Here is a 24,162-nt window from a genome sequence, read left to right as displayed (position 1 = left end):
CCTGATGACCGCCCCCCCGCACACCGGACCCTCGCCCACCGCACCCTCGCCCACCGCAGCCGACCCCCCACCCGCCGCGTCCCCGCACGGCTACACGCTCCCGCTCTCGCCCTCGGGGCGTGCGGCGATGGTCACCCCGCCGCCCTGGCACTTCTCCGGTGACGTCATCATGGCCGACTACCGCGTGGACCCCGAGGCCGCCGCCCGCTTCCTGCCCCCGGAGCTCACCCTGGGCCCCGACCCGGGAGCCGCCGCCGCGATCTTCGCCGAGTGGCAGTGGTGCTCCGCCGACGGCGCCGAGCTGGCCGACCCCGCCCGCTGCCGGTTCGCCGAGTTCCTGATCCTGCTCGCCTGCGAGTACCGCGGCCGTCCTCTGGCCCGCTGTCCGTACGCCTGGGTGGACGAGCCGGTGCCGCTGGTACGCGGCTGGATCCAGGGCATGCCCAAACAGTTCGGTCAGGTGCACCAGATCAGGCCGGCCCGGGTCGGCAGGGCGGGGCCCAGGCTCGCCCCCGGAGGCCGCTTCGACGCCGCGCTGTCGGCGGGCGGCAGGCGCGTCGCCGAGGCGGCCGTGACCCTTGAGGGCCGCGCCGACGAGCCGCCCCGCCTGCACACCGTCCCGCTGGTGCACACGCGGCTGTTCCCGGCCTGGCTCCCGGCGGAGGAACCGGTGACGCGGCTGGTGACCTCGGAGGTGAGCGACGTGGAGTTCTCGGAGATCTGGACGGGCCGCGCCGAGGTGCGCTTCCCCGACGTGCCGGACTCCGACCTCGCCCGACTGGCCCCGGTCGAGGTGGGCAGGGGGTACGTCTTCTCGTACGCGGAGACGCTGCACCATGGCCGGGCGCTGGAGCCGACGTAGACTGTCGTTAACGGAACGCTATTCGGTCGTCAACTGAAGTTAATTCCTCTGCTATGCTGGCGGCAGCGTCCCCTTCTCCACCCAGCCGCCTCCGTGCATCCGGCAGAGGAATCATGCCCGACACCCCATCCGAGGGACGCCGTACCCTAGCGGCGAAGCTGGACCACCTGTTCCGCACAGTCCACTCGCGAGAGGGCGGCGAATACAGCTTCGAGGACGTCGCCGACGCGCTGCGGGCGGCGGGCGGGCCCACCATCTCGGGCACGTACATCTGGCAGCTCCGCAAGGGGTTGCGCGACAACCCCACCAAGCGCCATCTTGAGGCGCTCGCGGGATTCTTCGGCGTCCCGCCCGCCTACTTCTTCGACGACGAGGCGGCTGAGCGCATCGACGCCGAGCTGTCGCTGCTCGCCGCCATGCGCGACGCCTCCGTCCGGGGCATCGCGCTGCGGGCGGCCGGGCTCTCGCCGAAGAGCCTGACCGCGATCCTGGAGATGGTCGAGCGCGTACGCGAGCTCGAAGGGCTGCCCGACGCCGCCGGGGGCGACACCCCCGAAGAGTGACCCGCGAACGCGCCTGCCGCGGCGCGATGTGTCAGCCGACGCCCGCTCCGCCGACCTCGGCCGCACCGGCGTGCCCAGGCCCGCCGCCCGCGAGCCGACGCCTTCCGGGATCGCCCGCGGACGGATGGTGACGTTCCCCTTCGTGCCTTGGCGGCCGGCGATCGCGCCCATATCTTGGTGATCGTTTTTGCCGGCTCTTCGGACAGTGGGGTGACCATGAGAACCACACGCACGAGCCTGACCATCCTGGCGAGCATCCTCCTCATGGCCGGACAGCCGGCGGGCGCGGGCCCGGCCGCGGCGGACGGCTGCCCGGCGACCACCGACCAGTGGGAGGTCACCGACCTGGGCGTCACCGGGTACGCACTCGACATCAACGACCTGGGACAGATCGCCGGCTCCAGCGTGAGCGCGACCGGCGAACAGCGGGCGACCGTCTGGGACGGCGCGCAGGTGGTCGACCTGGGCAGTCTCGGCGGCGGCCACGCCTCCGCCGGCGCCCTCGACGAGGACGGCAACGTCGTCGGCAGCAGCTACACGGCGACGGAGAAGGGGCACGCCTTCCACTGGCGCGCCGGGACGATGACCGACCTCGGCATCTTCGGCAGCGTCCCCACCCTGGTCCACGACGTCAGCGCGGGCGTCGTCGTGGGCGAATATCGGTACTGGCTGCCCAACGGCACGGCCCGCTACCAGGCGTTCCGCATCCAGGACGGCGTCCGGACCGACCTCGCCGCCGTCCCCGGCAGCCATGCGGCGGCCGTCAACCCGGCCGGGCAGATCGCCGGCACCCAGGGCCGCCTCGAACCGCCCGGCCCGGCCGGCCAGCGGACCCACCGGGCCTTCCTCTGGGAGGACGGCGTCATCACCGAGCTCGGCACGCTCGGCGGCCAGTGGAGCCAGGCCGAGGGGATCAACGGCGACGGTCACATCGTCGGCCAGTCGGCGCTCGGCGCGGACGGCGTGCTCGCGGGCGGCTACATCTGGAGCGCCGAGGAGGGCATGCGGCGCCTGCCCGACGCCGGCGGCCTGGCCACGCCCAAGGCCGTCAACGACGACGACGTGATCGCCGGCACGCACACCTGCACGGGGGCCGGCACCGCCGCCCACGCGGCGGTCTGGACCGGCCCCGGCGCGGCTCCGGCCCTGCTGCCCGACCCGGCGACCGGCACCGCCACGATGGCCAACGCCGTCAACGCGCAGGGCGAGATCACCGGGTGGGCCGAGGCCCCCGACGGCTCGCGCCGCGCCCTCGTGTGGCGGCCCGCGCCCGGGAACTCCTGAGCGCCGGCGAGCACCGCCGTCGGAGCTGCTCGCTCACGGGCGGGGACTCCTCCCGTCGGCATCCGCACCTGATCTCTCCGTTAGCTGAATGTGACCGAGCGGCTACTTTCAGCAATACGGCGGCGGGCATGAGCAGGCGTACCAGAAGGTGCACCCGAAAGGATCACGTCATGAACGAACTGCCCGGCCTCCCTATTGGGCTTCTCTCCGACGAGATGGCCTCGCTGGAGGACTGGCGCTCCGAAGCCACGACCGGCGAGCTGAGCTGACCGGCACCGACGGGCCCGCCGACGCCTCGGCGGGCCCGTCGGCGAGCGGGAGGGAGGGGGAGCCCGTGCCGTCGCCCTACCCGCCCGCTCGCCGCGTCCCGACGGCGGACCTGCTGCACGGGCACCTGGTCACCGACCCCTACCGATGGCTGGAGAACGCCGACAGCGCCGACTGCGCCACCTGGCTCGACGGCCAGGCCGCGCTGCTGGCCGCGCACGCCCCCGCCTGGCGCCACCGGCCGCGGCTGCGGCGACTGCTGGAGGAGTTCGCGGCGGACGGCGGCCCGGCGGCCGGCCCACCGGTGATCCGCGGGCCGCGAAGCTTCTACCTGCACCGCGCCGCCGGGCAGGAGCTGCCGGTCCTCATGACCGCCCTCGCCGGCCGCGCACCGGCCCCGCTGCTCGATCCGCTGAGGCTGGACCCGTCGGCGCTGACCACCCTGGACGCCTGGCGGCCGTCGTGGACCGGCGATCTGCTGGCCTACCAGACCTCGCGCGGCGGCGACGAGCGGCCGGTCCTCCAGGTTCTCGACGTGCCTCGCCGGCGCGTCGTGGCCGGGCCGCTGCGCCCCGGCCGGATCACGCCGATCGCCTGGCTGCCCGACGACTCCGGCTTCTACTACCTGACCCTCTCCACCGGCCCGTTCCCGCCCCGCCGCCAGGTACGGCTGCACCGCCTGGACACGGCGGACGACGACGCCGTCGTCTTCTCCACCGCCTGGCCGCATCTGTCCATCGCCATCAGCCCCCACGGCCACGGTCTGTCCATCAGCGCCGCCCCCGGGGCCCAGAGCGGCAACCGCCTGTGGCTGGCCCCGATCGTCCCAGGCCGGGAGCACATCCTGGACGCCCGCCTGATCCACGACGGCGTCCGGGACCACACCACCGCGATGCTCAAATCCGGCCCCGCCGGCCGCCTGTACGCCGTCACCGACGCAGAAGCCCCTTATGGTCGTGTCTGTGCCGTCGAGCCCGGCGACCCGCACGCCTCCCGGTGGCGGACGCTGGTCACCTCCAGCGCCCCCGCGGTGCTGTCCGGCTGCGTCCCGCTCGTCGGTCCCCGCCGGCAGCCGTACCTGTTGGTCAGCCTCATCAGCCCCGACGGCGCCGAACTGCGCCTGCACGACGGCGAGGGCGCCTTCCTGCGCGCCGTCCCGGCGCCCGGCCGCGGACCGGGCACCATCACGGGCCTGACTGGCCCGCCCGGCGGCGCCGAGGCCCACTTCACCTACACCGACTTCGTCACCGCACCGGCCGTGTACCGCTACGACCCGCGCGACCAAGGGTGCCGCCCATGGCGACGGCCCGGCGGGAAGCAGAGGGCGCCACGCCCGGCGAACGCGCCCACGGTCGCCCGGCTCACCTACCCCTGCGGCCAGAGCGCCGGGCACCTGTACGTGCTCGCCCGCCCAGGACCGCGAGGCCCGCGCCCGGCCGTCCTGACCGCCTATGGCGGCTTCGGCGCCTCCTTCCGGCCCACGTACTCGCCCACCACGCTGGCCTGGGTGGCCGCCGGCGGCATCTACGCCATCGCCGCGGTACGTGGCGGCGGCGAGTACGGCACGGCCTGGCACGCCGCCGGGCGCGGCGTCAACAAGCCCAACGCCGTGGCGGACTTCATCGCCGCCGCCCGTCATCTGATCGACGACGGCTGGACCACCGCCGGTCAGCTCGCGATCAAGGGCGCCTCGCACAGCGGCCTGCTCGTGGCCGCCGCGCTCACCCGCGCCCCGGAGCTGTTCGCCGCCGCCGTCTGCTCCGACTCCGTCACCGACCTCGTCCGCTACCCGAGCTTCGGGCTGGGCCGTTTGTGGACGACCGAACTGGGCGACCCGGACCACCCCGACCACCTGCCGGTGCTGCTCGGCTACTCTCCCTACCACCAGGTGCGACCCGGCATCCGCTATCCGGCGGTGCTGCTGACCACCCCGCGCACCGACCCCCGGGTGGACGCCATGCACACCCGCAAGTTCGCCGCCGCCCTGCAGCACGCCACCGCCTCCGAGCAGCCGATCCTGCTGCGCTGCGAGGACGGCGTGGGCCACGGCGCGCGCGCCGCCTCCCGCTGGCACGACCTGCACGCCGACGCGCTGGCGTTCTGCGCCGCCCACACCGGGCTCGCGGACGGTCTCCAAGGGTCATGAGCCCGGCCGACGGCCTGTCCGAACCGGCAGCACCCGGACCGGCGCGCATCTACGGCATGGCTCGCACGTCGCCGGTGGCCCGTAGGGCGCCCAAACCCCGCGCACGAGGGTTCAGGCGGCCCGGCGGTGTTCTCTCATCGGACGGCGTGGACGACTCGCGCATCCGGCCCCGGAAAGACGAGGGACTCGTGATCGTCGTCCAGCCACCGAACCAGGTAGGGCGGCGAGCCGTCCGCGTGCGCCACCTCCACGATGAACCCCACGCGGCGGTGCTCGCCGTCGCGCGTGCCCTCCACGATCAGCTGATCGCCTTTTGCAGCCTTCATCTCGACTCCCTCACGTCCTGTTCCATGAAGTGACGTCCGGCTGCTCCTACCCCTCCGAACGCGTCTCTCCCATCGTCCTCGGCCTGTGCCGCTTCGCGAGTGCCCGTGCCGCGCTGCTCCGCCCTGAGGCGGACGGCGATGTCGGTCCGGAGGGCCTTCTTGTCGATCTTGCCGACCTTGGTCCAGGCGAGTTCCCCGACGACGACGAGCCGTTCGGGAAGCTTGAAACGGGCGACCTGCGCGCTCTCCATCCGCGCGCGGATCTCCTCCAGCGTGACCGTCGCGCCGTCCCGGGGCACGACGTACACGCACACGCGTTCCCCGAGCAGGGCGTCCGGCATGGCCACGGCGGCGACCTGGCTGACCGAGGGGAGCTGGTACACGAGGTTCTCGACCTCCTCGGCGGAGATCTTCTCCCCACCCCGGTTGATCATGTCCTTGTCGCGGCCGGCCACCACGAGGTTGCCCTCGGGGGTACGCAGGCAGATGTCACCCGTGCGGAACCAGCCGTCGCCGGTGAAGGAGCGGGCGTTGTGCTCCGCGGCCCGGTAGTAGCCGCGAGGGGTGTACGGCCCGCGCGTGAGCAGGAGTCCGGCCTGGCCGTCCGGTACGTCCCGGTCCTGCTCGTCCACGATTCTGATCTCGTCATCCGGGCACAGAGGACGGCCCTGCGTGGTGCACACCGTCTCCGAGGGGTCGTCCAGGCGGGTGAAGTTCAGCAGGCCCTCCGCCATGCCGAACACCTGCTGCAGCGTCGCCCCGAGCACCGGCTCCACCTTGTACGCCAGCTCGTCCGCCAGGCGGGCGCCGCCCACCTGGACGACCCGCAGGGTGGCGAGCTGCCCGGCGCCGTGCTCGGCGGCCCGTTCCAGCCAGCGACCGGCGACCGCGGGCACCACCGCGGTGTGCGTGACGCCTTCCGCCGCGATCGTGGCGAAGGCCCGTACCGGCTCGGGCGAGGGCAGCATGACCACCCGCCCACCGGCCAGCAGGACGCCCAGGATCCCCGGGCAGGCGAGCGGGAAGTTGTGCCCGGCGGGCAGGCTGACCAGGTAGACCGACTCCGACGTGATCCCGGCGACCTCGGCGCTGGCCAGGGCGTTGTAGGCGTAGTCGTCGTGGGTGCGGGCGATGAGCTTGGGCAGGCCCGTCGTGCCCCCGGACAGCAGGAAGACGGCCACGTCCCGGGAGGAGGGAGGGGGCGCGTCGAAGCCGGCCCGGCCGGCGGGCGGGCCGCACAGGGCGCGCAGGTCGACGCTTCCTGGTCCGACGTCGTCCCCGGCGACCAGCACCCGCCATCCGGCCCCGGTGGCGGCGCGTACGTCGGACGCCAGGTCGTGGGCCAGTCGTTGGTGGTCGAAGTCCCTGCTCCGGTCGGGGACGGCGATCGCCACGGCCTCGGCGTGCACGGCCAGATAGGTGAGCTCGGCCCGGCGATGGGCGGGCAGCGCCATCACGGGCACGACGCCCGCGCGCAGGCACGCCAGGAGGAGGACGACGAACTCCCACGAGTTGCCCAGCTGCATGATGATCCGCTCGCCCGGGGCGAGGCCGAGGTCACGCAGGCGCCCGGCGGCGGCGTCGGCGCGGTCGGCCAGCTCGCCGTACGTGAGGCGGAGGCCCGTCCCGTCGACCAGCGCCGTGGCGTCCGGATCGCGGTCGGCGACCTCTCGCAGCAGGGTGCCGATCGCGGCCCCGGCCCAGTAGCCCCGCTCGGTGAAACGGGCGACGTCGGCGTCCGGCCAAGGCACGGTGTGCTCAGTGATCGGTGTGGGCATCGTCGGCCTTCCTGGTGAGGATGACGGCGTCAAGCGCGATCAGACCTTGTGGCGTGAGCCGTAGCGGATTGACCTCGATCTCGTCCAGGAGCGGATTGGCGGCCAGCAGGTCGCCGAGCCTGGAGACGATCGTGCCGAGGTCGTCGGGGTCGAGGACGGGGCCGCCGCGCCACCCGGCGAGCAGGGCCCGCCCGGCCAGCTCGGACGGCATGCGGGCGGCCTCGCCGGGGGACAGCGGGGCGAGCCTGACGGTGACGTCGGCCAGGGCTTCGGCCACCGTGCCGCCCAGCCCCACGAGCACCAGGGGGCCGAAGACGACGTCGCGCCGCGCGCCGACCACCAGGTCGATCCCGGCCGGCGCCATGGCCTCGACCAGGTAGCGGCGCGCGCCGGCCGCGTCCAGCGCGTCGAGCGCCGCGTCCAGGCCGGCGTGGGTGGACACGCCCAGGTGCACGCCGCCGATCTCCGTCTTGTGCAGGATCTCGGCGTCCAGCAGCTTCACGGCGACCGGCGTCCCGACGGAGTCGAACGCGGCGTGGGCCGCCGCCCGGTCCGCGCAGGCACGGCGTGGCATGGTCGCCACGCCCAGCCGTTCGAGCAGCTCCTTTCCCTCGTGCTCGTCGTACCGGGTGGCCAGGCCGGTCGGCGCCTGCCACGGGTCCGGGACGGCCGGTCGGGGCGTGCGCGCACGGGCGTCCGCGAGCAGAGCGGCGGTGGCGGCGGCGACGCCGCGGGCGTCGTGGGCCACGGGGACGCCCGACTCGCGCAGGGCCCTGCGGTCGCGGGTGACGTCGTCGCCCGTTCCCGCCAGCCCGAGGACGACGGGGACGCCCGCGGTCCCGCCTTCCGTGACGGCGGCGACGACGTCGACCGCGTCCGGTTCGTGCAGGACGTACCCGGCGATGACGTCGACGCCGGGGTCGGCGCCGGTGGCGGCGAGCACCGCTCCCAGCTCGGGCCCGGGGCGGCCGGTGTCGACCGGGTTGCGCTGGAAGGTCAGCGGCGGCAGCAGCCCGGCCAGGCTCCGGCGGGTGCCGGGAGTGAGCTCGGGCACCCGGATCCCGCGTCCTCGCAGGTCGTCGAGGAGCAGCAGCCCCGGACCCGCCTGGGCGGTGACGACACCGACGCCCGGGTCGGCGCAGGGCCGGGCCCGCGTCACCGCGAGCGCGCCGACGGCGTCGACGAGTTCGCGTTCGTCATCGACGAGGACCGCCCCCGCCTGGGCCAGTGCGGCGCGCGTGGTGCGCCAGGAGGTCGCGAGCGCCCCCGTGTGCGACGCGGCGAAGGCTCCGACATCGTGGCGGCCGACGACCAGGGCGACGACCGGCCGGGTCGCGGTGAGCCGGCGCACGCTCGCGACCAGCCGGGGCCCGTCCGCCACCGACTCCACGTGCAGGGCGACGGCGGTGGTGCGGGGATCGCCGGCGAGGTGGTCGAGGACGTCGGGGGCCGTGACGTCGGCCGCGTTCCCGAGGCCGACGGCGAGGCTGACGCCGTGCCCCGCCTCGGTCAGCGCGAACGCCAGGGCGTGGTTGACGCCGCCGCTGGCCGCCACGACGGCGACGGCGCCGGGCGCCACCCGATGGGCTCCGGGGACGAAGCTGGCCGTCAGCCGCGCGTGGGGGGCCAGGAAGCCGCTGGTGTTCGGACCGAGGAGCCGAAGGCCCGAGTCCCGGGCGACGGCGGCGAGCCGACGCTGATGCTCGATCCCGGCGCCGCCCGCCTCGGCGAACCCGCCGCCGCACACGACGGCGGCCCGCACACCCGCGGCGGCCGCCTCGCCGAGCACGTCGGCGCAGGCCGCGGCGGGGACGCAGAGCAGCGCGAGGTCGACGGGACCCGCGCCGGCCGCGGCGCCGACGGACGGGTGCATGGTGGTGTCGCGCGGGTTCACCAGTGCCAGGAACCCGTCGAAACCGGACAGCGAACGGGCCATGGCGGCGCCGAGTTTGCCCGGGTCGCGGGAGGCGCCGACGACCGCGACGCCGCGCGGGGCGAACAGCGGGCCGAGGTCGTTCGCGCGATCGCCCCGCCCGGTTCCGAGGCCGTTCACGTGAGGACTCCGACCAGGTCCGCGCGGCCGGACAGCACCGTGGTCAGCGCCCGGTCCCGGTCAGGTTCCCGTTCGATCAGCAGTACGGGGAGTCCCGCGCGCATCCGTGCCTCCTCGCACAGCCGGGTACGGGTCAGGGCCGTGCCGCCGTGCACGGCGACCAGCGCCGGTCCGGCGGCGATGGAATCGCACAGACCGGGCAGGCCGGCCTCGGTGTCCGGGGCCCTCAGCAGAGCGCCCCACGCGCCGGGCAGCGGAGTCACGGAAAGCGGCAGATCGCTCTCCCCCCGGACGGCGGCCGGGACGCCGTCCGCGGCGGCCACGACGTCGAGCAACCGGCCGGGCGCCGACCAGCCCGCGGATTCGAAGCGCGTCTCCAGGGGAGCGGCGCCGTGCAGGTCCCGCCACCGGCGGTGGGCCCAGCCGGTGAACTGCGGCGCGCGTCTGGCCAGCCGCGCGTCGGAGATGCTGCGGGACATGAAGTGGTAGGCGAACTGCCACGGCTCAAGGGCGTCGTAGTAGCTGCCGAAGCTCTCCCACCAGGCGAGGCTGGGCCGCGCCGAGTCCTGGATGTGCCGGACCGGCGGCTGGGCCGCCCGCTCGTAGCTCGCGAGGGCCGTACCGAGGTCGCCGGGGTGCCCGGCCAGCGCCCGCGAGAGCGCGACGGCGTCCTCCATGGCCATCTTGGTGCCCGAGCCCACGGAGAAGTGCGCGGTGTGCGCGGCGTCGCCGAGCAGCACGACGGGCCGCGGGGTCAGGGTGTGCCAGTGACGGGTGCGGCGCGTGCGGAAGCCGGCCCAGCGGGAGTTGTTGGTGAGCAGCCGTCCGCCCTCGATCTGCTCGGCGAACAACCTCTCCAGGTACGCCTTGGAGCGCAGGTCGCTCGCCCCGGGCGGCAGGCTCTCGTCGAACGCGTCGAGACCGGCACGCCGCCAGGACGCCTCGTCGGTCTCCACGATGAACGTCGACATGGTGTCGGAGATCGGATACCCGTGCACCGCGAAGACGCCGTCGGGGCCGCGTTCGTGGATGAAGGTGAGCCCGTCGAAGAGGTGGTCGGTGCCGAACCAGATGAACTTGGCCGTGGCGGTCTCCACCTGCGAGCCGAGGCCGGGGCCGAGCTCCTCGCGGATCCGCGAGGAGGACCCGTCGGCGGCCACCACGAGGTCGTAGCCCGCCAGGTCGTCGAGCGTCACCTCGGTGGAGAACCGCAGGTCCGCCCCGACCGAGCGGGCCCGTTCCTGCAGCAGCAGGAGCAGCGTGCGCCGGACGACCGCGGCCATGCCGTTGCCGCCGCACCTGATCCGCTCGCCCTTCAGCCGCACCTCGATGTCGTCCCAGTGCCTGCCGTGCTCGGTCAGGGCCGCGCGCAGCACGGGGTCCGCCTCGTGGATCGCCTCCAGGGTCCGGTCGGAGAAGACGACCCCGAAGCCGAAGGTGTCGTCGGCGCGGTTGCGCTCGAAGACGGTTACCGCGGACGACGGGTCCGCCTGCCGGATCAGCGCGGCGAAGAACAGCCCGCCGGGCCCGCCGCCGACCACCGCGATGCGCATGGCCCCCTACTCCTTGGTCGTCAGGCCGAGGATCTGGCCGAGCGCGGCGCTCAGCGCCGCCTCCGGATCGTCCGCCGCGGTGGCGGACCGCCAGGCGACCATGTGGTCGGGACGGACCAGGAGAGCCCCGTCCTCAGCGACCTCGGAAAGGGCGCGGTAGTCGCCGTAGCTGTCCTCGAAGTCGCAGCCGCGGCCGATCGAATGGACGCGGACGGGCACGCCGAGGCGTTCGGCGACGCGTTCGGCCGCCTCCCGCCAGGCCGCGCCGCCGACGCCGGTGAGCAGGGTGAACCGGCCCCGGCCGCACAGGTCGAAGGTGGAGACGCGCTGCTGGTCCTTGGTCAGCCACACGTGCGGCAGGTGGCGTCCCGGACGGGTGGAGGCGAAGTGGTAGACCTCCTCGTCCCGCGGCGCGGGCTGCTCGGGCGTGCCGTCGGGGACGATCGCGCCGGACGTGTAGTGCTGGTTGGTCTCGACGCCGTGCGTGTTGAAGCACATGATCGTGGCCCGCAGCGCGGCGTCGAACTCCTGCCGCCGCTGGGCGCCCTCGGCCGTCGGCCGCAGCAGGGCGTCGAGGGCGTCCCGCAGTTCCCGCGCGCCCGAGGCGGGCGGCAGGCGCAGCGCCATGAAGATCGGCGGCATCAGCCCGTCGCTGCGCTTGGCGCGCTGGACGATCTGCTTGGCGACCGGCAGTCGCTCGTCCCGGTAACTGTCGAGCAGCGCCGGCCCGGCTTCGCCGCGCAACACCATCGCGAGCTTCCAGCACAGGTTGTAGCTGTCCTGGATGGAGGTGTTCGACCCCAGGCCGTTCATCGGCGAGTGCCGGTGCACGGCGTCGCCGACGCAGATGACCCGGCCCGCCATGTTGTCGGTGGCGTAGACGTCGTTGACCGCCCAGATGGAGATCGACTCGACCTTCACCGGCACCTGGTCGTCCCCGATCAGCTGGTGCGCGATGCGGACGCCGTCCTCCTCGGTGAGCGAGGGACGCCCGGCGTCGACGTCGTATCCCCACACACCGACCCATTTGGTCCACGGGCGCACCATGCGCAGCACGCCGATGCCGTTGCCGTCGTGACCGACGCCCGGCTGAACGAACCAGTACATGTCACCCGGGCGGTGTTCGACGAAGCGGGTGAGGTCCGCCTCGAACACCACGTTGATCGAGCCGCCCAGCCCCATCTCGCCGACCAGCGGCAGGCCCGCCTGCGCGGCGACGGTCGAGTTGCCGCCGTCCGCGCCGATCAGGTACTTGCTGCGGATGCCGTACTCCTGGCCGGTCAGCCTGTCCCTGACCAGGGCGGTCACGCCGTCGTCGTCCTGCGTGAACGTCAGCAGCTCGGTGTTGAAACGCACGGACGACCCGCGCGAGGCGGCGGCGTTGACCAGGATCGGCTCCAGCACGTGCTGCGGCAGGTCGCACACGGAGGTCGGGCTGGCCAGGTCGTGTTCGGCCTTGAAGTGCGGATGGGTGTACCAGGTGCGCAGGCGGCCGAGCTCCTGCCCGGCGAGGCTGGTGGCGTACACGTGCTCGCCCATCAGGTGCTGCGGGGTCGCGTTCTTCGTCACCTCGCCTTCCAGCCCGAGGTCGCGCAGCACCTCGACGCCGCGCTGGTTGGTGATGTGCGCGCGAGGCGTGTTCGAGACGCCGGCGTACTTGTTGAGCACCACGTTGGCGATGCCGTACGTCGACAGCAGCGCCGCGGCCGTCGCGCCCGCCGGGCCGGCCCCGACGATCAGCACGTCCGTCTCCACGACGGGGGTGAGGGTTTCCATGTCAATGGCTCCTAGAAGGGTGACGTCAGTGCCGGTGGCCCCAGAGGTCGGGGCCGGGGATCTCGGTGACCTCCCAGGTCGCGTCGTCGATGAGGACGCCGCCGCTGCCGAACTCGGTGTGCACCCCGACGGGGGACTGCGCGTAGAAGGAGAACATCTGGTCGTTGCTGTGCCGGCCGAGCGTCATGGTGACCGGGACGTCGCGGTCGAGCACGAGGTCGTAGGTCCGGCCGACCTGGTCCATGTCGGGGACCTCCAGCATGAAGTGGTGCAGGAACGGCTGGTGGATGCCGAAGAACGGGCCGTCCACGAAGGCGATGCTGTGGTGACGCGGGTTCGTGTGCAGGAACGTGGCCTGGAACGGCACGCGCATCGTGTCGCTGATCTTGAAGCCGAGGACGTCGGTGTAGAAACGCTGCTGGGCCGCCACGTCCGGGCTGGCGAGCACGACATGGCCGAGGCCGAGGTCACCCGTGACGAACCGCTCGATGTCCCGCGCCGAGGTGAACTGCCCCTCGCCCGGCGAGGCCCCGTGGAACAGCTCGACCCGGTTGCCCGCGGGGTCGAGGAAGTGCGCCATGCCGGCCACGCGGCGGATCTCCAGCTCGCGCTGCGTCGCCTGGTGGGCCACGACGCCGTGGTCGCTCAGCTCGTCGAGCGCGGCGCTCAGCGCGTCGGCGTCGGCGATCTCCCAGCCGTAGTACGCGCCGCCGTCCTGCTCTCCCGCCTCGACGGTGACGCGGTGGTGCACGTCGTCGATGCGGAAGTGGGTGGCGCCGTCCTCTCCCGCGACGCGCTGCATGCCGAGGATGTCCGTGGCGTACGTGGTGAAGGCGTCCGGCTCGCGTGCGGACAGGCCGAGGTAGCCGAGCTGCTTGATGTCCATGCCTGTTGTCTCCTGGTCGTACGAGGTCAGAACGCGTCGGTGAGGAAGCCGCGCAGCAGCGCCGCGTACTGGGCGGCGCGCTCGATCTGCACCCAGTGGCCGCAGTGCGGGAAGATGTGCAGTTGCGCGTTGGGCAGGTGCTGCTGCAGGAAGACGCTGGAGTCGGGGGTGACGAAACGGTCCTCGCGGCCGTGCACGATGAGGAACGGGTGGGGCATCCGGCGCAGCGCCGACGGCGGCACGGCCATCTCGGCGGGCGAGGAGGAGAAGAAGCGCTCGAAGGAACGCCGCACCTCGGGCCGCATGACCTCCTTGTAGCGCGTCTCGGTGATCTCCGAGATCGACGTGCCCAGCGCGTCCTCGTCATAGACGAACCACTTGGTGAGGTTCTCCAGCGCGCTGATCGTCGGGTCCTTGTAGAAGGACACCATCCGCATGACCTCGGGCGTCGGCTGCGAGTGCCCGCCCGCGCTGCCCATCAGGGAAACGCGGGCGAAGCGCTCCGGCGCCGTCATCACCAGGTGCATGGCGAGCGCGCCGCCCATCGAGTTGCCGACCAGGTGCGCCCGCTCGATCCCGCGGACGTCCATCAGAGCGAGCACCTGCTCGACCCGCATGCGCATCCATCCGGTCAGGCTGCCCGGCATGTCCTCGGGATGGTCGGTGCGGCCGTAGCCGACGAGGTCGGGAGCCAGCACGTGATAGTCGTCGCTCAGAGCGGGGATGAAGCCGCTCCAGTTCGACACCGCGTTGGCGCCGGGGCCGCCGCCGTGCAGCAGAATTACGGTCTCGTGGGCCTCGTCGCCGCTTTCCAGGAAGAAAGTGGAATAGCCATGGGTTTCGACGGTGCGCTCGGTCACTAGAATGGGCTCCTTCCCGTCATGCGCGGGCATTGCTCAGGATGCGCAGTGATCGGGTGAACGGCCGGGATCAGGCCCGCCAGACGACGGCGGGCTTGGCCTTTTCACCTCTCGCATTGCTAACTTGTGCGCTGTCGCACCACCGTAGACAGACACCCTGTTGAAGCGCTTCGTACGATCTGTCGCTATTTGTTGGTGCCGATCCGACGTTGTGTCGCAGGAGAGGAGCAACCCCGGTGAGCCTTGATGACGCCGTCCAAGATCTGGCCGATCGCCTCGGCGTGGCGCTGGTGGTGCTCGACCACGACCTGAAGATCGCGGCGTTCAGCGTCCACGACACCGACGCCCGGCTCGCCCGGCTCGCGCGGTTGCTCGCGGGCTCGACGGCGCCGGTGACGAAGTCGCTGGTCAAGGAGCATCGGCTGCACCACGCCAAGCACGGCGTGCGGGTGACCCAGGACGACGGGGAGCTGGTCGTCCTGCCGTTGCGTCACGAGCAGCAACTGCTCGGCTACGTCTACTACGTCGAGGACCGGGAAACGCCGTGCGCCGACGACCTCGAAGTCCTGGAATCCGCCGCGCCGGAAATGGGCGCGCTGCTCTCGTTGCGGATCTCCGAGCGCAGGCACGGCAAGGAGAATTCGAAGCACCTTCTCGCGGCATTGCTCGGAGGATCGCCGGAGGCCCGCTCGAAGGCAGCCGAAACCCTCGTCCGGGACGACCTCATCGACGATGTCGAGAATTACTCGGTTCTCGTTCTCCAGGCCCCGGGATCGTCCTCGAAGTCGGTGACGCGACTTGCCGTCGAGGCGACCCTTGAATTCACCACGAGATCGACGACCGTGAAGATCGTCGGTGCCGTTCTCGGGGCCGAGGGAATCGTTCTCTTTCCGCGTCCGGTGAATCACGACAGGCTTGAACGCGCACTCGCCGGTCCCGATCTGGAAGAGGTCGTGGCGGGCGTGGGCGGCGTGAAACCGTCGTTGACGGAGGCGGTGCACTCCTACCACGAGGCCCAGCTCGCCTCCCGCGCCTCCCGGCTGGATCGGCACCGTTACGGCAAGCGGGTCTTCTGGGAGGACCTCGGCATCGACCGCCTGTTCCTGCAACTGCCGCTCGACCGGCTGACGCCGAGCCAGCTCCCCACCGGAGTACGACGCCTGCTGAACGCGCCCCACGGCGTCGAACTCGCGACGACCCTGGAGGGCTACCTCGACAGCGGCGGCGAGATCCAGGGCACGGCACGACGTCTGCGCATCCACCGCAGCACGCTCTACTACCGGCTCGACCGCATCCGCGAGGTCATCGACTGCGACATCACGGACGGGTCGGTCCGCCTGGAACTGCACGCCGGCCTCCGCATCGCCCGCCTCGCCGGCCTATGGCCACACAAGTGAGCTTCCGGCGCCCACCACGTCGACCACAGGCCGGGCCGGGGCGAGCGGGCGCTCAGTCCGTCGCTGTCCCGGCACTCGCGGGGAGCGAGGAAGCGTGCGCGTGCACCCACCAGGCGAGCGGGAGTGCGATCAGCACCACCGCCTGGATCGCGAGCAACGCCGGAACGATGCCCCAGCGGTCTGCCACCAGGCCGGCTCCCAGGGCGACGAGCGCGTAGAGCACGCTGCCGAGCAGCGACGCGAGCGAACCCATCGTCGCGCGTTCCCGGTCGGTGAACTCGCGCTGCAGCAACGTCTGCTGGGCGATCGTCGACATGCCGTAGGCCGGGGACCCGAGCAGCACGGGCGAGAACACCGTCGGCTTGATCAGCGCCAGGAAGTTCGCCACGTTGTCGAACAGCTCACCGAACAGCAGAGTGCGGGCCGCGCCCACCCGGCCGATCACGCAGCCACTGACGCGGAAGCCGATGAAGGCCACGCCATGGCCGAAGGTGCGCCACAGGCCCAGCGCCCAGAGCGGCCACAGCCCCGTCACGAACACGGGCGACAACTGGGCCGCGCTCTCGCTGCTGTAACGAAGCGCCGACACCAGCGTCATCCGGCGGAGCACCGGATTACGTCGGATGCCGCGCAGAGCCGATCCGAGATGCGCCAGCACGCTCGATTCCCGCGGGCCGTGCACCCGCGGTTCCCGGACCCACAGGGCGACGAGCACGCACAGCACCTGCGGCACGACCGACAATACGACCACCACCCGCGGCGACCAGGTGCCGGCGACCACGCCGCCCAGGGCTGCCGCCAGTGCGAGCGCGATCTGGAACATCGAGTTCACCCGGCCCGAGTGCCGGGGGAACTCCTCCTCCCGGCCGGCTTCGAGCAACGTGTCGTAGAGCAGAGACTCGTTGTTGCCGCTCCACAGCGAGGTCGCCAACCCCTCCAGCACCACGGCCGCAAGGAGGAGGCCGTAGCCGGAAGCGCCGGCGTACCCGAGGTGGGCGGCCGTCATGACGACGGCGCCGGCGATCATCGTGCCGCGTCGGCCGAGGCGGTCGGAGAGCACCCCGGTAGGCACTTCGAACGCCGCCGAAGACAGCATCTTCACCGCCAGGAGGCTGGCGGCGGCGGCGTACGAGCCGGTGACCTGCGCGAAGTAGATGACCATGATCGGCCCGTACATGCGGAAGTCGCCGAGGAAGTTGAACCAGCTCAGCAGGCGGACATTCCGGCTGACAGTCTGGTCAGCGGGGCTCGGAGCCGACGTCGACGGTTGAGGTTTCCTGCCGAGCAGGCGTTCGACCAGGACACGAACATGGAGCAGTGAAGAATGACGAGCGGACACAGCAGAACTCCCGGAAGGGCGAACGGAGACGCCGAACAGCGCCAAGGGTCGGTGACACGTGTCACTTCGCCCCGGTGACCGGGATGTGTGCTGACTTCGCTGCTACACGCGCGGCGTCACAAGGCCGCGACTGCGGTCACCAAGGGGCGAACGGAAGCTCCGGTCATCGTCGTAGACATCAGGCTCCTCAGTTCCCCAGGCGGACGGGATTCCGCATCGGCTCCGACCCTAGCGGCCGAAGGGCCTACATGTCCGCTGAATTACGGTCACACGGCTGCCTCGCGCGGTGCATATCGATCTAGCAGGGAGTGCCGCCCGTTTCAACCTCAAACGGGCCCTGATCTCCCCTCCGAGCGGACGGGTGCTTCCGCCGTTCGCAGGAAGGCCGAACTCATCTCCGGTGAGGAGTTTCCGGACAGCGAGCCACCCTAGCGTGGCCGTCATGAACTACGCATTGCTCAGAAGGGGCGTGGCCGCCGCGGTCGCGGTCGGACTTCTGGTCACCGGGCCCGCCGTACAGGCCGCGTCGAAGCCCGTCACTGTGGCCCTGCCCAAGCCGACAGGTCCGCGCGAGATCGGCACCGTCGCGCTGCACCTGCGTGACAGCTCCAGGGCCGACCCATGGATCAAGACGCACGACCGGCGTGAGCTGATGGTCAGCCTGTGGTATCCCACCCGTAGCCCGGACGGCCACCCCGCCGCGCCCTGGCTGCCGCCTCGCGCCGCCGAGGCCTTCTACCGCACCAACGGCCTCTCGCCCGCGGCTGTCAGCCTGCCCTTGACCCATGGCCGAGAAGGGGCCCCGGTGGCGGGTCGAGAGCTGCCCGTCGTGCTGTTCTCACCCGGCAACGGCGCCGACCGTTCCATGAACACCGCCACTGTCGAAGAACTGGCCAGCCGGGGCTACATGGTGGTCACGATCGATCATCCAGGCGATGCGGGAGAGGTGGAGTTCCCCGACGGCACGGTCACCGGCCGGGTCCTGAAGCCGGTCCCGGTGAGCCGGCTGGACGAGAAGGCCGAAGAGGTCAAGGTACGGGTGGCTGACACGCGCTTCGTGCTGAACCAGCTCAAGGAACTGAACAAGGGGCAGAACCCCGATGCCGAAGGCCGGAAGCTGCCGAAGGGGCTGCGTGGCGCGTTCGACCTGAGCAGGGTCGGCATGTTCGGCCATTCCGCGGGAGGAGCGACGGCCGCCGCGACGATGCTGGAGGACCGGCGGGTCAAAGCGGTGCTGAACCTGGACGGACCCGCACTCGGCAAGGTGGCCGCCAAGGGATTGACCAGGCCGTACATGCTGATGGAGGCCGAGATCTTCGACAAGCCCATCCGCGGGCAGAAGGGCTTCTGGTCCCGGCTGAGGGGCTGGCGGCTGCACGTGAAGACCAAGGGCGCCAAGCACAATTCCTACACCGACCTGCCGCTGGTGTACGAGCAGGCGGCGCCGGTGATCGGTCTGTCGAAGGAGCAGTTGCAGGCGGTGAACGGGACACTGTCGGCGGCGCGTTCCGTGGCTGTCACCCGCGCCTACACCACGGCCTTCTTCGACCTGCATCTACGGCGCAAGGGCGACCTGCTCGACAAGCGTTCCTCACGGTTTCCCGAGGTGCGGGTGATCGCCCGTTAGGGCTCACACGACCATCTGGATGGATCGCCCCGGGGGCGGTGGGTCATCAGGCGCTGGGCCAGCACTTTCGCATCTGCGGGCGATATGGAAGGATCCTTCTCCGAATCGATCATGCCGAAGGATCACGTATGTCCATAAAGGCGATCGCGTTCATTGCCTTCCTCTTTGTTGGTGCCGGGGTGCTTGCTGGGGTGATGCCCCTTACCGAAGGTGGCTCGGAGTGTGGTTCGGCCTTCATCTCGCCGTCCGATTCCGCCGGTCAGGACCATGTGAACGCGTGCGAGGACGTTCGCAATCTCGTTCAGATCCCGACAACGATTCTGCTGGCCGTCGGTGGTGTGTTGCTCCTCGCGGCCTTCTTCTTGGATGTGGGTCTGACGATGGAGAGACATCGAAGAGAAGAGAAGCAAAGCGCGGCGCCCGGGATTCGTGACGAAGATATCGGCCAGTCGTCGAGGGACTGACTGAGTGACGATCGTCGGCGACAAGCGTGACCTCCGTCCCGCTGTGGCCAACCAGACGGGCGATGTCCTCCAGCGGAACCTCGGAGTCGGAGAGCGGCGGGGCCGGCCTGGAGAGCCGTACGGGCTCCGGCAGGAGAACCCCACGGCACCTCCGATCCTCTCTCCGTGCCGCCCGTGAGCTGCCGGAGCGCCACCGCCAGGACGAACGCGGCCGATGACCGGGTGTCGCCCCGCTGGCGGCTCAGGTGGCCGGCCCGTCGTGGTCGGTGGGGGCGCGGTGGAGTGGCACCGAATCGGTGGCGAATCGCGCGGCACGAGGCTCGCGTTCGTCTCCGAATCGGCGGGTGAGGATGTCGTAGAGTTCCGGGCGTCGTCCCTGGAGCCATCGCCGGCCCGTCGACAGCGGCAGCAGGGAGAGGTCGAGGTCGGCGATCACCATGTCGTCCCCCGCCTTCCAGGTCTCGCCGAGGATGCGGCCGTAGGGGTCGATGACCATCGCATTGCCTGTGCGGATCTCATCGTCGTCCTGACCGATGCCGTTGCTGAACAGGATGAACAGGCCGTTGTCATGGGCGCGGGCGGGCAGCCAGCGCATCAGCCACCCGCGTCCGCTGGGGCCGCGCAGCTCGGCCTCGATCGCCTCCGGGGCGCGGCGGCGATCGTGCCAGAGCTGCGCGGGGATCGGCCGCATGCCGTGGGGGCTGCGTGAGTCGGTGCCGCCGGTCTGGTGGGGGGCCAGCAGGATCGACGCGCCCAGCAGCGCACTTGCCCGGACGTTCTCGACCAGGTTGTTGTCCCAGCAGATGAGCACGCCCACGCGTACGCCCCAAGGGGTGTCGAAGACGGTGTAGGAATCGCCACTGCTGATCGCCTCGTGTTCGAAGGCGTGCAGTTTGCGGTGGCAGTGGACGTTCCCGTCCGGCATGCACACGGCGTAGCTGTTGAACAGGCGACCCTGCTCGTCGATCTCCAGGAAGCCGGCCCCGATGGCCATGCCGTGATCGGCCGCCAGCTGCCGGACGACCGAGATCGACGGCCCGGCCAGCGGCTCGGCCAGCTCGCGGAGCCGGTCGGCGGGGTGTCGGCGCAGGTGCCAGTACCCCAGCAGGCACATCTCCGGGAAGGCGAGGATCCGCACTTCCGCGGCGGTCGCCTCGCGCACGTAATGCTCGATCCTGGCCAGGTTGTAGCTCTTGTCGTCGGGCCGGGGCTCGAACTGAACGGTCGCGCCGCGCACCGCCACGTCACCTTGTTCCACTGCTGACTCCTCCACGTCGCCGTTTCGACAGCAGGTGACCATACGCGTCTTCCATGCGTCCAATGAATTCCATATGGCTTTCTATAGACTCCAGGAATGGAATTGATGCTGCTCCGCGCCTTCCTGACGGTGGCCGAGCTGGGCAGGTACGGTTCGGCCGCGCAGAAGCTGCTGGTGACGCAGCCGACGCTGACCAAGCAGATCCAGTCCCTGGAGGCACGGGTGGGAGGCCGGCTGTTCCACCGCGGGCGGCACGGTGCCACGCTCACCGACCTGGGGGCGATCCTGCTGCCCGAGGCGCAGGATCTGGTGCGGCGCGCCGATGCCCTGGCTCTGCGCATCACCAGGGCGGCCGCCGGGGAGATCGGGCGCCTGTCGGTCGGCTTCGGGCTGTCGAGCATCGATCTGGCCCCGCGCGCCGTGGCCGCCTTCCGTCGGCGCCATCCCGACGCGCACGTCACCCTGGACGACATGTCCTCCCAGGAGCAGTTCGACCGGCTCGCGACCGGGGAACTCGATGTGGGCTTCGTCCGGCTTCCCGAGGGGGACGCCTGGGCCCACATGGTGCTGGACACCGATCGCCTCGCCCTCGCCTCGACCGGCGAGCACACTTCGCCGCCGCAGGACGCGTCAGACCTGCCGCGCTGGGTCGCTCGTCACCGGTTCGTGCAACTGAGGAAGGACAGAGGGCCGGGCCTGGTCGGGCAGATCGAACGGCTGTGCGGGGCCCTCACGGTTCGTCCCGACGTCATCCAGGAGGCGGACGACCTGCAGACCGTGCTGGCGCTCGTGGCAGCCGGAGTGGGCGCGGCGTTCGTCCCGGCCCGCGCCGGCCGCATCGCGCCTCCGCCGGTCACCGTCACCCCGGTCCTTCATCCGGTGGCGGAGTGGCAGATCGCCGTGGTGTGGAACCGTGATCGCGTTCAGCCCATGACGGCCAACTTCCTCGCTGCTCTTCGAGACACTCCCGCGTTGTCCGGCCGGACGACATACGGTGCGACGTCACCACCGGACGACTTCGGCTGAGGCGGCGTCCCGTATCCGCCGCCTCCGGTTCACCCGGGTCACGCAACAAGACCACCGCGACAAGGGCGGTCAGCCAGAGCAACGCCGCGGCGCCGGCCAGCGTCGCGCTCAGCCCGGACCGAAACGCCTCGTGCGCCGCCCGGAGCAGCTCGTCCGCCTGGGCAGGGGCGAGGGAAGCCGCCAGCTCGGCCGCAGCGCCGAGTGACTCCCGCGCCCCGGCGGGCGCGGCGGGCAGCGCCGCGCGATACACCACGGTGAGAACCGTGCCCAGTACGGCGACCCCCAGTCCCGCGCCCAGCTCGAACGAGGTCTCCTGGACGGCGGCGGCCTCTCCCGCCCGCTCCTGACGGGCCGCGGACATCACCAGATCCGCGCCGAGCGTCATCACCACTCCGGCCGCCGCGCCCGCGACGACCAACGCGGCGAAGACGGCGGCCCCACCCGGCGCCGCCGCGAGCACGGCCAGCGCGCCGCCGAAGACGACGAGCGACGCCGCCACGGCGGACCGGCGCCCCCAACGCGCTGCCAGCCACGGCGCCCCAGCCGCACCCACCGCGTTCGCCGCGGCCAGCGGAGCGAGCGTCAGTCCCGCTTGGAGGGGAGTGAGCCCGTCCACGAGCTGGAAGCGCTGGGTGAGGAAGAACAACAGCGACGTATAACACCCGAAGCAGGCCAGGACGCAAATGATGGCGGCGGTGAACCGGCGGTCGGCGAACAGCGAGAGATCCAGCAGCGGATGAGCGGCACGCCGCTGCCGCACCACGAAGAACACGAGCAGCGCCACGCCTGCGGCCCCTGCCAGCGCCGTCCCGGCGGACGGGTGGTCGCCCACCTGCTTCCCGGCGTAGACCGCCAGCCCGAGGCCGGCGATGGACAGCGCCGCGTCCGCCGGGTTCCACCGGCGCGGCGCAGGGTCCCTGGACTCGGGGATCAGCCGGGCGCCGGCGATCAGCGCGAGGGCCACGAGGGGCACGTTGACCAGGAAGACCGCGCCCCACCACCAGCGCTCCACCAGCGCACCGCCGAGAACCGGCCCGACGGTGGCGCCCGCGCTGTGCGCCGCGGTCCACACGCCGAGCGCGATCGCCCGCTCGCGGTCGTCGGAGAAGGTCGTCCTGATGATCGCCACCGTGGACGCCATGATCATCGCAGCGCCGACGCCCAGCAGCACCCGCGCGCCGATGAGCTGCGCGGTCGTGGCGGAGGCCGCCGCGGCGGCGGAGGCGACGCCGAACACGGCGAACCCGGCCAGCACCATCCGTTTCCTGCCGAGCCGGTCACCCAGCGTTCCGCAGGTCACCAGGAGCGCCGCCACCGTGAGCGAGTAGACGTCGACGATCCACAACACCTCGGTCGCGCCGGGCATCAGCTCTTCGGTCAGGCTCGGCAGGGCGACGTTGAGCACGGTCAGATCGATGCCGACCAGGAACAGGCTCGCGCACATCACCGCGAGAACCGCCCACCGGCGAGGTGTGTCGTTCGAACGCATGATCCCAGCCTGGGGAAGGTGCTACGGAATCTACAAGTACTGTCTTTTTTGTGACGTAGTGCTGATTTGTATACCAATAGAGGTGACGGAGATGCGAACGAACCTGCCGGACAAGCCGGACAACTGCATGGTCGAGGTTGCCATGGAGATCCTCGGCGGTCGCTGGAAGCTGGCGATCGTCTACAAACTGCTCCAGGGCACGCATCGGTTCGGCGAACTCAAGCGGGAGATGCACGGCATCACCCCGCGCATGCTCACGCGGCAGCTCCGCGAACTGGAGGAGGACGCGGTCGTCACGCGGACGGTGTACCGGGAGGTGCCGCCGCGGGTCGAGTACTCGCTCACGGAGACGGGCAGAAGCTTGGAGGAGATCGTGCACCTGCTGGACGTGTGGGGCAGGCGATACCTCGATCGCACTCCGGCCCCGCAGAAGGAGTAGCTCACCACCGCCGGCCACCCCTCCGAGGCATGCACCACGTCGAACGGACGCCTGGCGGACGTCATGACTTCTGTCATCTCCCACTCGTGATTGCGGCATCTGACCCGAACCCCGCACCTCCGACAAGATCGAACCATGACGAAGAACGCGAAGAACACCACCCCGAACTGGATCGTCGGCCTGGCCGCGGGCGTCGCGCTGGGCATGGGCCTCGGCGTGACCCTCCACAACCTCCTCCTCGGGCTCGCGATGTCGGTCTGCCTCGGCGCGGCCCTGGCCTACGCGCTCCCCGCGAAGCGCACGCAGGACCAGCAGTAGGCGATCCCGCGCACCGGGAAGGCCGTCTCGGCCAGGTGACGCCGCGAGCGACGGGCCCCGCGACCACGCGAGGGCCCTTCCGCTTTCTCGGAGCCGTTCCCGTCTCCCGAACATCGCCGAGGCCCCCGCCCGGTCGGCGCGGCCGTCAGCGACCAGCACCTGAACGGGCTCACCCGCGCGCCGCTGCCCTCGGCCTGGGGACGCCGTCCGGAACGGCCCGCGGCGTCCGGCCTGTGCTCAGCCACAGGACGGTGAACACGGCGCAGGCCAGCGTCACGGCACCCGCCACGAGGAAGGCGCTGTTGAGGCCGGATTCGAAGGAGGCTCCGCCGGACTGCCGGGTGTGAACGATCGCCCCGAGCACCGCCACGCCGAGCACCGCGCCGATCTGCCGGGTGGTGCTGCTGACGCCCGAGGCCAGGCCGCCCTCCTGCGGGCTGACCGCCTGGAT

19 protein-coding genes and 2 pseudogenes are annotated in these 24,162 nt (G+C 71.5%); 10 read left to right on the top strand and 11 right to left on the bottom strand.

Annotation, left to right across the window (positions count from 1 at the left end; all coding sequences use genetic code 11):
• The first annotated feature begins 4 nt into the window (after positions 1–4).
• The 4 genes from mppR to AB0J97_RS30550 all read left to right on the top strand — a co-directional run bounded on the left by mppR (position 5) and on the right by AB0J97_RS30550 (position 5,122).
• Positions 5–862, top strand: a complete 858-nt coding sequence (gene mppR / locus AB0J97_RS30565) for an enduracididine biosynthesis enzyme MppR (protein WP_364094827.1) — start codon at positions 5–7, stop codon at positions 860–862.
• A gap of 113 nt (positions 863–975) precedes the next feature.
• Positions 976–1,425, top strand: a complete 450-nt coding sequence (locus AB0J97_RS30560) for a helix-turn-helix domain-containing protein (protein WP_364094823.1) — start codon at positions 976–978, stop codon at positions 1,423–1,425.
• Between the two features lie 216 nt (positions 1,426–1,641).
• Entirely contained in the window at positions 1,642–2,709 is a 1,068-nt protein-coding gene (locus AB0J97_RS30555) for a hypothetical protein (protein ID WP_364094820.1), read from the top strand.
• Positions 2,710–3,043: 334 nt separating this feature from the next.
• Complete coding sequence (locus AB0J97_RS30550) at positions 3,044–5,122, top strand: prolyl oligopeptidase family serine peptidase (RefSeq protein WP_364094817.1); 2,079 nt, start codon at positions 3,044–3,046, stop codon at positions 5,120–5,122.
• A 134-nt stretch (positions 5,123–5,256) separates the two neighbouring features.
• Here AB0J97_RS30550 and AB0J97_RS30545 read toward each other — a convergent pair whose 3' ends face one another.
• The 7 genes from AB0J97_RS30545 to AB0J97_RS30515 are packed head-to-tail and all read right to left on the bottom strand — an operon-like array spanning position 5,257 to position 14,354.
• Positions 5,257–5,448, bottom strand: a complete 192-nt coding sequence (locus AB0J97_RS30545; protein WP_357701566.1) for a DUF1918 domain-containing protein — start codon at positions 5,446–5,448, stop codon at positions 5,257–5,259.
• Complete coding sequence (locus AB0J97_RS30540) at positions 5,445–7,226, bottom strand: AMP-binding protein (RefSeq protein ID WP_364094814.1); 1,782 nt, start codon at positions 7,224–7,226, stop codon at positions 5,445–5,447. The genes AB0J97_RS30545 and AB0J97_RS30540 overlap by 4 nt, the downstream gene beginning before the upstream one ends.
• On the bottom strand, positions 7,207–9,279 hold the full coding sequence (locus tag AB0J97_RS30535) for an acetate--CoA ligase family protein (RefSeq protein ID WP_364094811.1): 2,073 nt from the start codon (positions 9,277–9,279) through the stop codon (positions 7,207–7,209). Before AB0J97_RS30535 ends, AB0J97_RS30540 begins: the two co-directional genes overlap by 20 nt.
• Positions 9,276–10,832: an FAD-dependent monooxygenase gene (locus tag AB0J97_RS30530; RefSeq protein WP_364094808.1), complete on the bottom strand. Its 1,557-nt coding sequence runs from the start codon at positions 10,830–10,832 to the stop codon at positions 9,276–9,278. Before AB0J97_RS30530 ends, AB0J97_RS30535 begins: the two co-directional genes overlap by 4 nt.
• Before the next feature lie 6 nt (positions 10,833–10,838).
• Positions 10,839–12,608 carry an FAD-dependent monooxygenase gene (locus tag AB0J97_RS30525; protein ID WP_364094804.1) on the bottom strand — a complete coding sequence of 590 codons (1,770 nt, stop codon included), beginning with the start codon at positions 12,606–12,608 and terminating at the stop codon, positions 10,839–10,841.
• 25 nt (positions 12,609–12,633) lie between these two features.
• Positions 12,634–13,494 carry a VOC family protein gene (locus AB0J97_RS30520; RefSeq protein ID WP_357701576.1) on the bottom strand — a complete coding sequence of 287 codons (861 nt, stop codon included), beginning with the start codon at positions 13,492–13,494 and terminating at the stop codon, positions 12,634–12,636.
• A gap of 26 nt (positions 13,495–13,520) precedes the next feature.
• Positions 13,521–14,354, bottom strand: a complete 834-nt coding sequence (locus tag AB0J97_RS30515) for an alpha/beta hydrolase (protein WP_357701578.1) — start codon at positions 14,352–14,354, stop codon at positions 13,521–13,523.
• Between the two features lie 236 nt (positions 14,355–14,590).
• On the opposite strand from AB0J97_RS30515, the gene AB0J97_RS30510 reads away from it, so the two are divergent.
• Positions 14,591–15,751 (top strand): helix-turn-helix domain-containing protein, encoded by a 1,161-nt coding sequence (locus AB0J97_RS30510; protein ID WP_364094800.1) that lies wholly within the window; start codon positions 14,591–14,593, stop codon positions 15,749–15,751.
• A gap of 52 nt (positions 15,752–15,803) precedes the next feature.
• Here AB0J97_RS30510 and AB0J97_RS30505 read toward each other — a convergent pair whose 3' ends face one another.
• Positions 15,804–17,090, bottom strand: coding sequence for an MFS transporter (locus AB0J97_RS30505; protein ID WP_364094796.1), 1,287 nt, complete (start codon positions 17,088–17,090; stop codon positions 15,804–15,806).
• A gap of 442 nt (positions 17,091–17,532) precedes the next feature.
• Between AB0J97_RS30505 and AB0J97_RS30500 the strand changes: the two genes are divergently transcribed.
• A complete protein-coding gene (locus AB0J97_RS30500) occupies positions 17,533–18,717 on the top strand; it encodes a lipase (protein ID WP_364094793.1) in 1,185 nt (394 codons plus the stop codon).
• Between the two features lie 128 nt (positions 18,718–18,845).
• Positions 18,846–19,181 (top strand): hypothetical protein, encoded by a 336-nt coding sequence (locus AB0J97_RS30495; protein WP_364094790.1) that lies wholly within the window; start codon positions 18,846–18,848, stop codon positions 19,179–19,181.
• A gap of 241 nt (positions 19,182–19,422) precedes the next feature.
• Here AB0J97_RS30495 and AB0J97_RS30490 read toward each other — a convergent pair whose 3' ends face one another.
• Positions 19,423–20,439, bottom strand: coding sequence for a nitrilase family protein (locus AB0J97_RS30490; RefSeq protein ID WP_364094787.1), 1,017 nt, complete (start codon positions 20,437–20,439; stop codon positions 19,423–19,425).
• A 96-nt stretch (positions 20,440–20,535) separates the two neighbouring features.
• On the opposite strand from AB0J97_RS30490, the pseudogene AB0J97_RS30485 reads away from it, so the two are divergent.
• Positions 20,536–21,345 (top strand): annotated as a pseudogene (locus AB0J97_RS30485) (LysR family transcriptional regulator); the annotation flags it as partial.
• Here AB0J97_RS30485 and AB0J97_RS30480 read toward each other — a convergent pair.
• Positions 21,299–22,954: an MFS transporter gene (locus AB0J97_RS30480; protein WP_364094784.1), complete on the bottom strand. Its 1,656-nt coding sequence runs from the start codon at positions 22,952–22,954 to the stop codon at positions 21,299–21,301. The pseudogene AB0J97_RS30485 and the gene AB0J97_RS30480 overlap by 47 nt on opposite strands.
• A gap of 91 nt (positions 22,955–23,045) precedes the next feature.
• On the opposite strand from AB0J97_RS30480, the gene AB0J97_RS30475 reads away from it, so the two are divergent.
• Positions 23,046–23,393, top strand: coding sequence for a helix-turn-helix domain-containing protein (locus AB0J97_RS30475; protein WP_364094781.1), 348 nt, complete (start codon positions 23,046–23,048; stop codon positions 23,391–23,393).
• Positions 23,394–23,528: 135 nt separating this feature from the next.
• On the top strand, positions 23,529–23,711 hold the full coding sequence (locus AB0J97_RS30470) for a hypothetical protein (protein ID WP_357701594.1): 183 nt from the start codon (positions 23,529–23,531) through the stop codon (positions 23,709–23,711).
• A gap of 169 nt (positions 23,712–23,880) precedes the next feature.
• On the opposite strand, the pseudogene AB0J97_RS30465 reads toward AB0J97_RS30470, so the two are convergent.
• A pseudogene (locus tag AB0J97_RS30465) lies at positions 23,881–24,162 on the bottom strand (multidrug RND transporter); the annotation flags it as partial.

The organism is Nonomuraea sp. NPDC049607, assembly GCF_040675375.1.
Classification (GTDB): Bacteria; Actinomycetota; Actinomycetes; order Streptosporangiales; family Streptosporangiaceae; genus Nonomuraea.
The sequence above is the reverse complement of the archived record's forward strand: the minus strand, read 5'-3'. Positions and strand labels throughout refer to the sequence as shown.

What these genes read in the sequence shown, in the direction of transcription:
- mppR (WP_364094827.1), top strand. Translation starts at nt 5, where the DNA reads ATGACCGCCCCCCCGCACACCGGACCCTCGCCCACCGCACCCTCGCCC.
- AB0J97_RS30560 (WP_364094823.1), top strand. Translation starts at nt 976, where the DNA reads ATGCCCGACACCCCATCCGAGGGACGCCGTACCCTAGCGGCGAAGCTG.
- AB0J97_RS30555 (WP_364094820.1), top strand. Translation starts at nt 1,642, where the DNA reads ATGAGAACCACACGCACGAGCCTGACCATCCTGGCGAGCATCCTCCTC.
- AB0J97_RS30545 (WP_357701566.1), bottom strand. Translation starts at nt 5,448, where the DNA reads ATGAAGGCTGCAAAAGGCGATCAGCTGATCGTGGAGGGCACGCGCGAC.
- AB0J97_RS30540 (WP_364094814.1), bottom strand. Translation starts at nt 7,226, where the DNA reads ATGCCCACACCGATCACTGAGCACACCGTGCCTTGGCCGGACGCCGAC.
- AB0J97_RS30530 (WP_364094808.1), bottom strand. Translation starts at nt 10,832, where the DNA reads ATGCGCATCGCGGTGGTCGGCGGCGGGCCCGGCGGGCTGTTCTTCGCC.
- AB0J97_RS30525 (WP_364094804.1), bottom strand. Translation starts at nt 12,608, where the DNA reads ATGGAAACCCTCACCCCCGTCGTGGAGACGGACGTGCTGATCGTCGGG.
- AB0J97_RS30520 (WP_357701576.1), bottom strand. Translation starts at nt 13,494, where the DNA reads ATGGACATCAAGCAGCTCGGCTACCTCGGCCTGTCCGCACGCGAGCCG.
- AB0J97_RS30500 (WP_364094793.1), top strand. Translation starts at nt 17,533, where the DNA reads ATGAACTACGCATTGCTCAGAAGGGGCGTGGCCGCCGCGGTCGCGGTC.
- AB0J97_RS30495 (WP_364094790.1), top strand. Translation starts at nt 18,846, where the DNA reads ATGTCCATAAAGGCGATCGCGTTCATTGCCTTCCTCTTTGTTGGTGCC.
- AB0J97_RS30480 (WP_364094784.1), bottom strand. Translation starts at nt 22,954, where the DNA reads ATGCGTTCGAACGACACACCTCGCCGGTGGGCGGTTCTCGCGGTGATG.
- AB0J97_RS30475 (WP_364094781.1), top strand. Translation starts at nt 23,046, where the DNA reads ATGCGAACGAACCTGCCGGACAAGCCGGACAACTGCATGGTCGAGGTT.
- AB0J97_RS30470 (WP_357701594.1), top strand. Translation starts at nt 23,529, where the DNA reads ATGACGAAGAACGCGAAGAACACCACCCCGAACTGGATCGTCGGCCTG.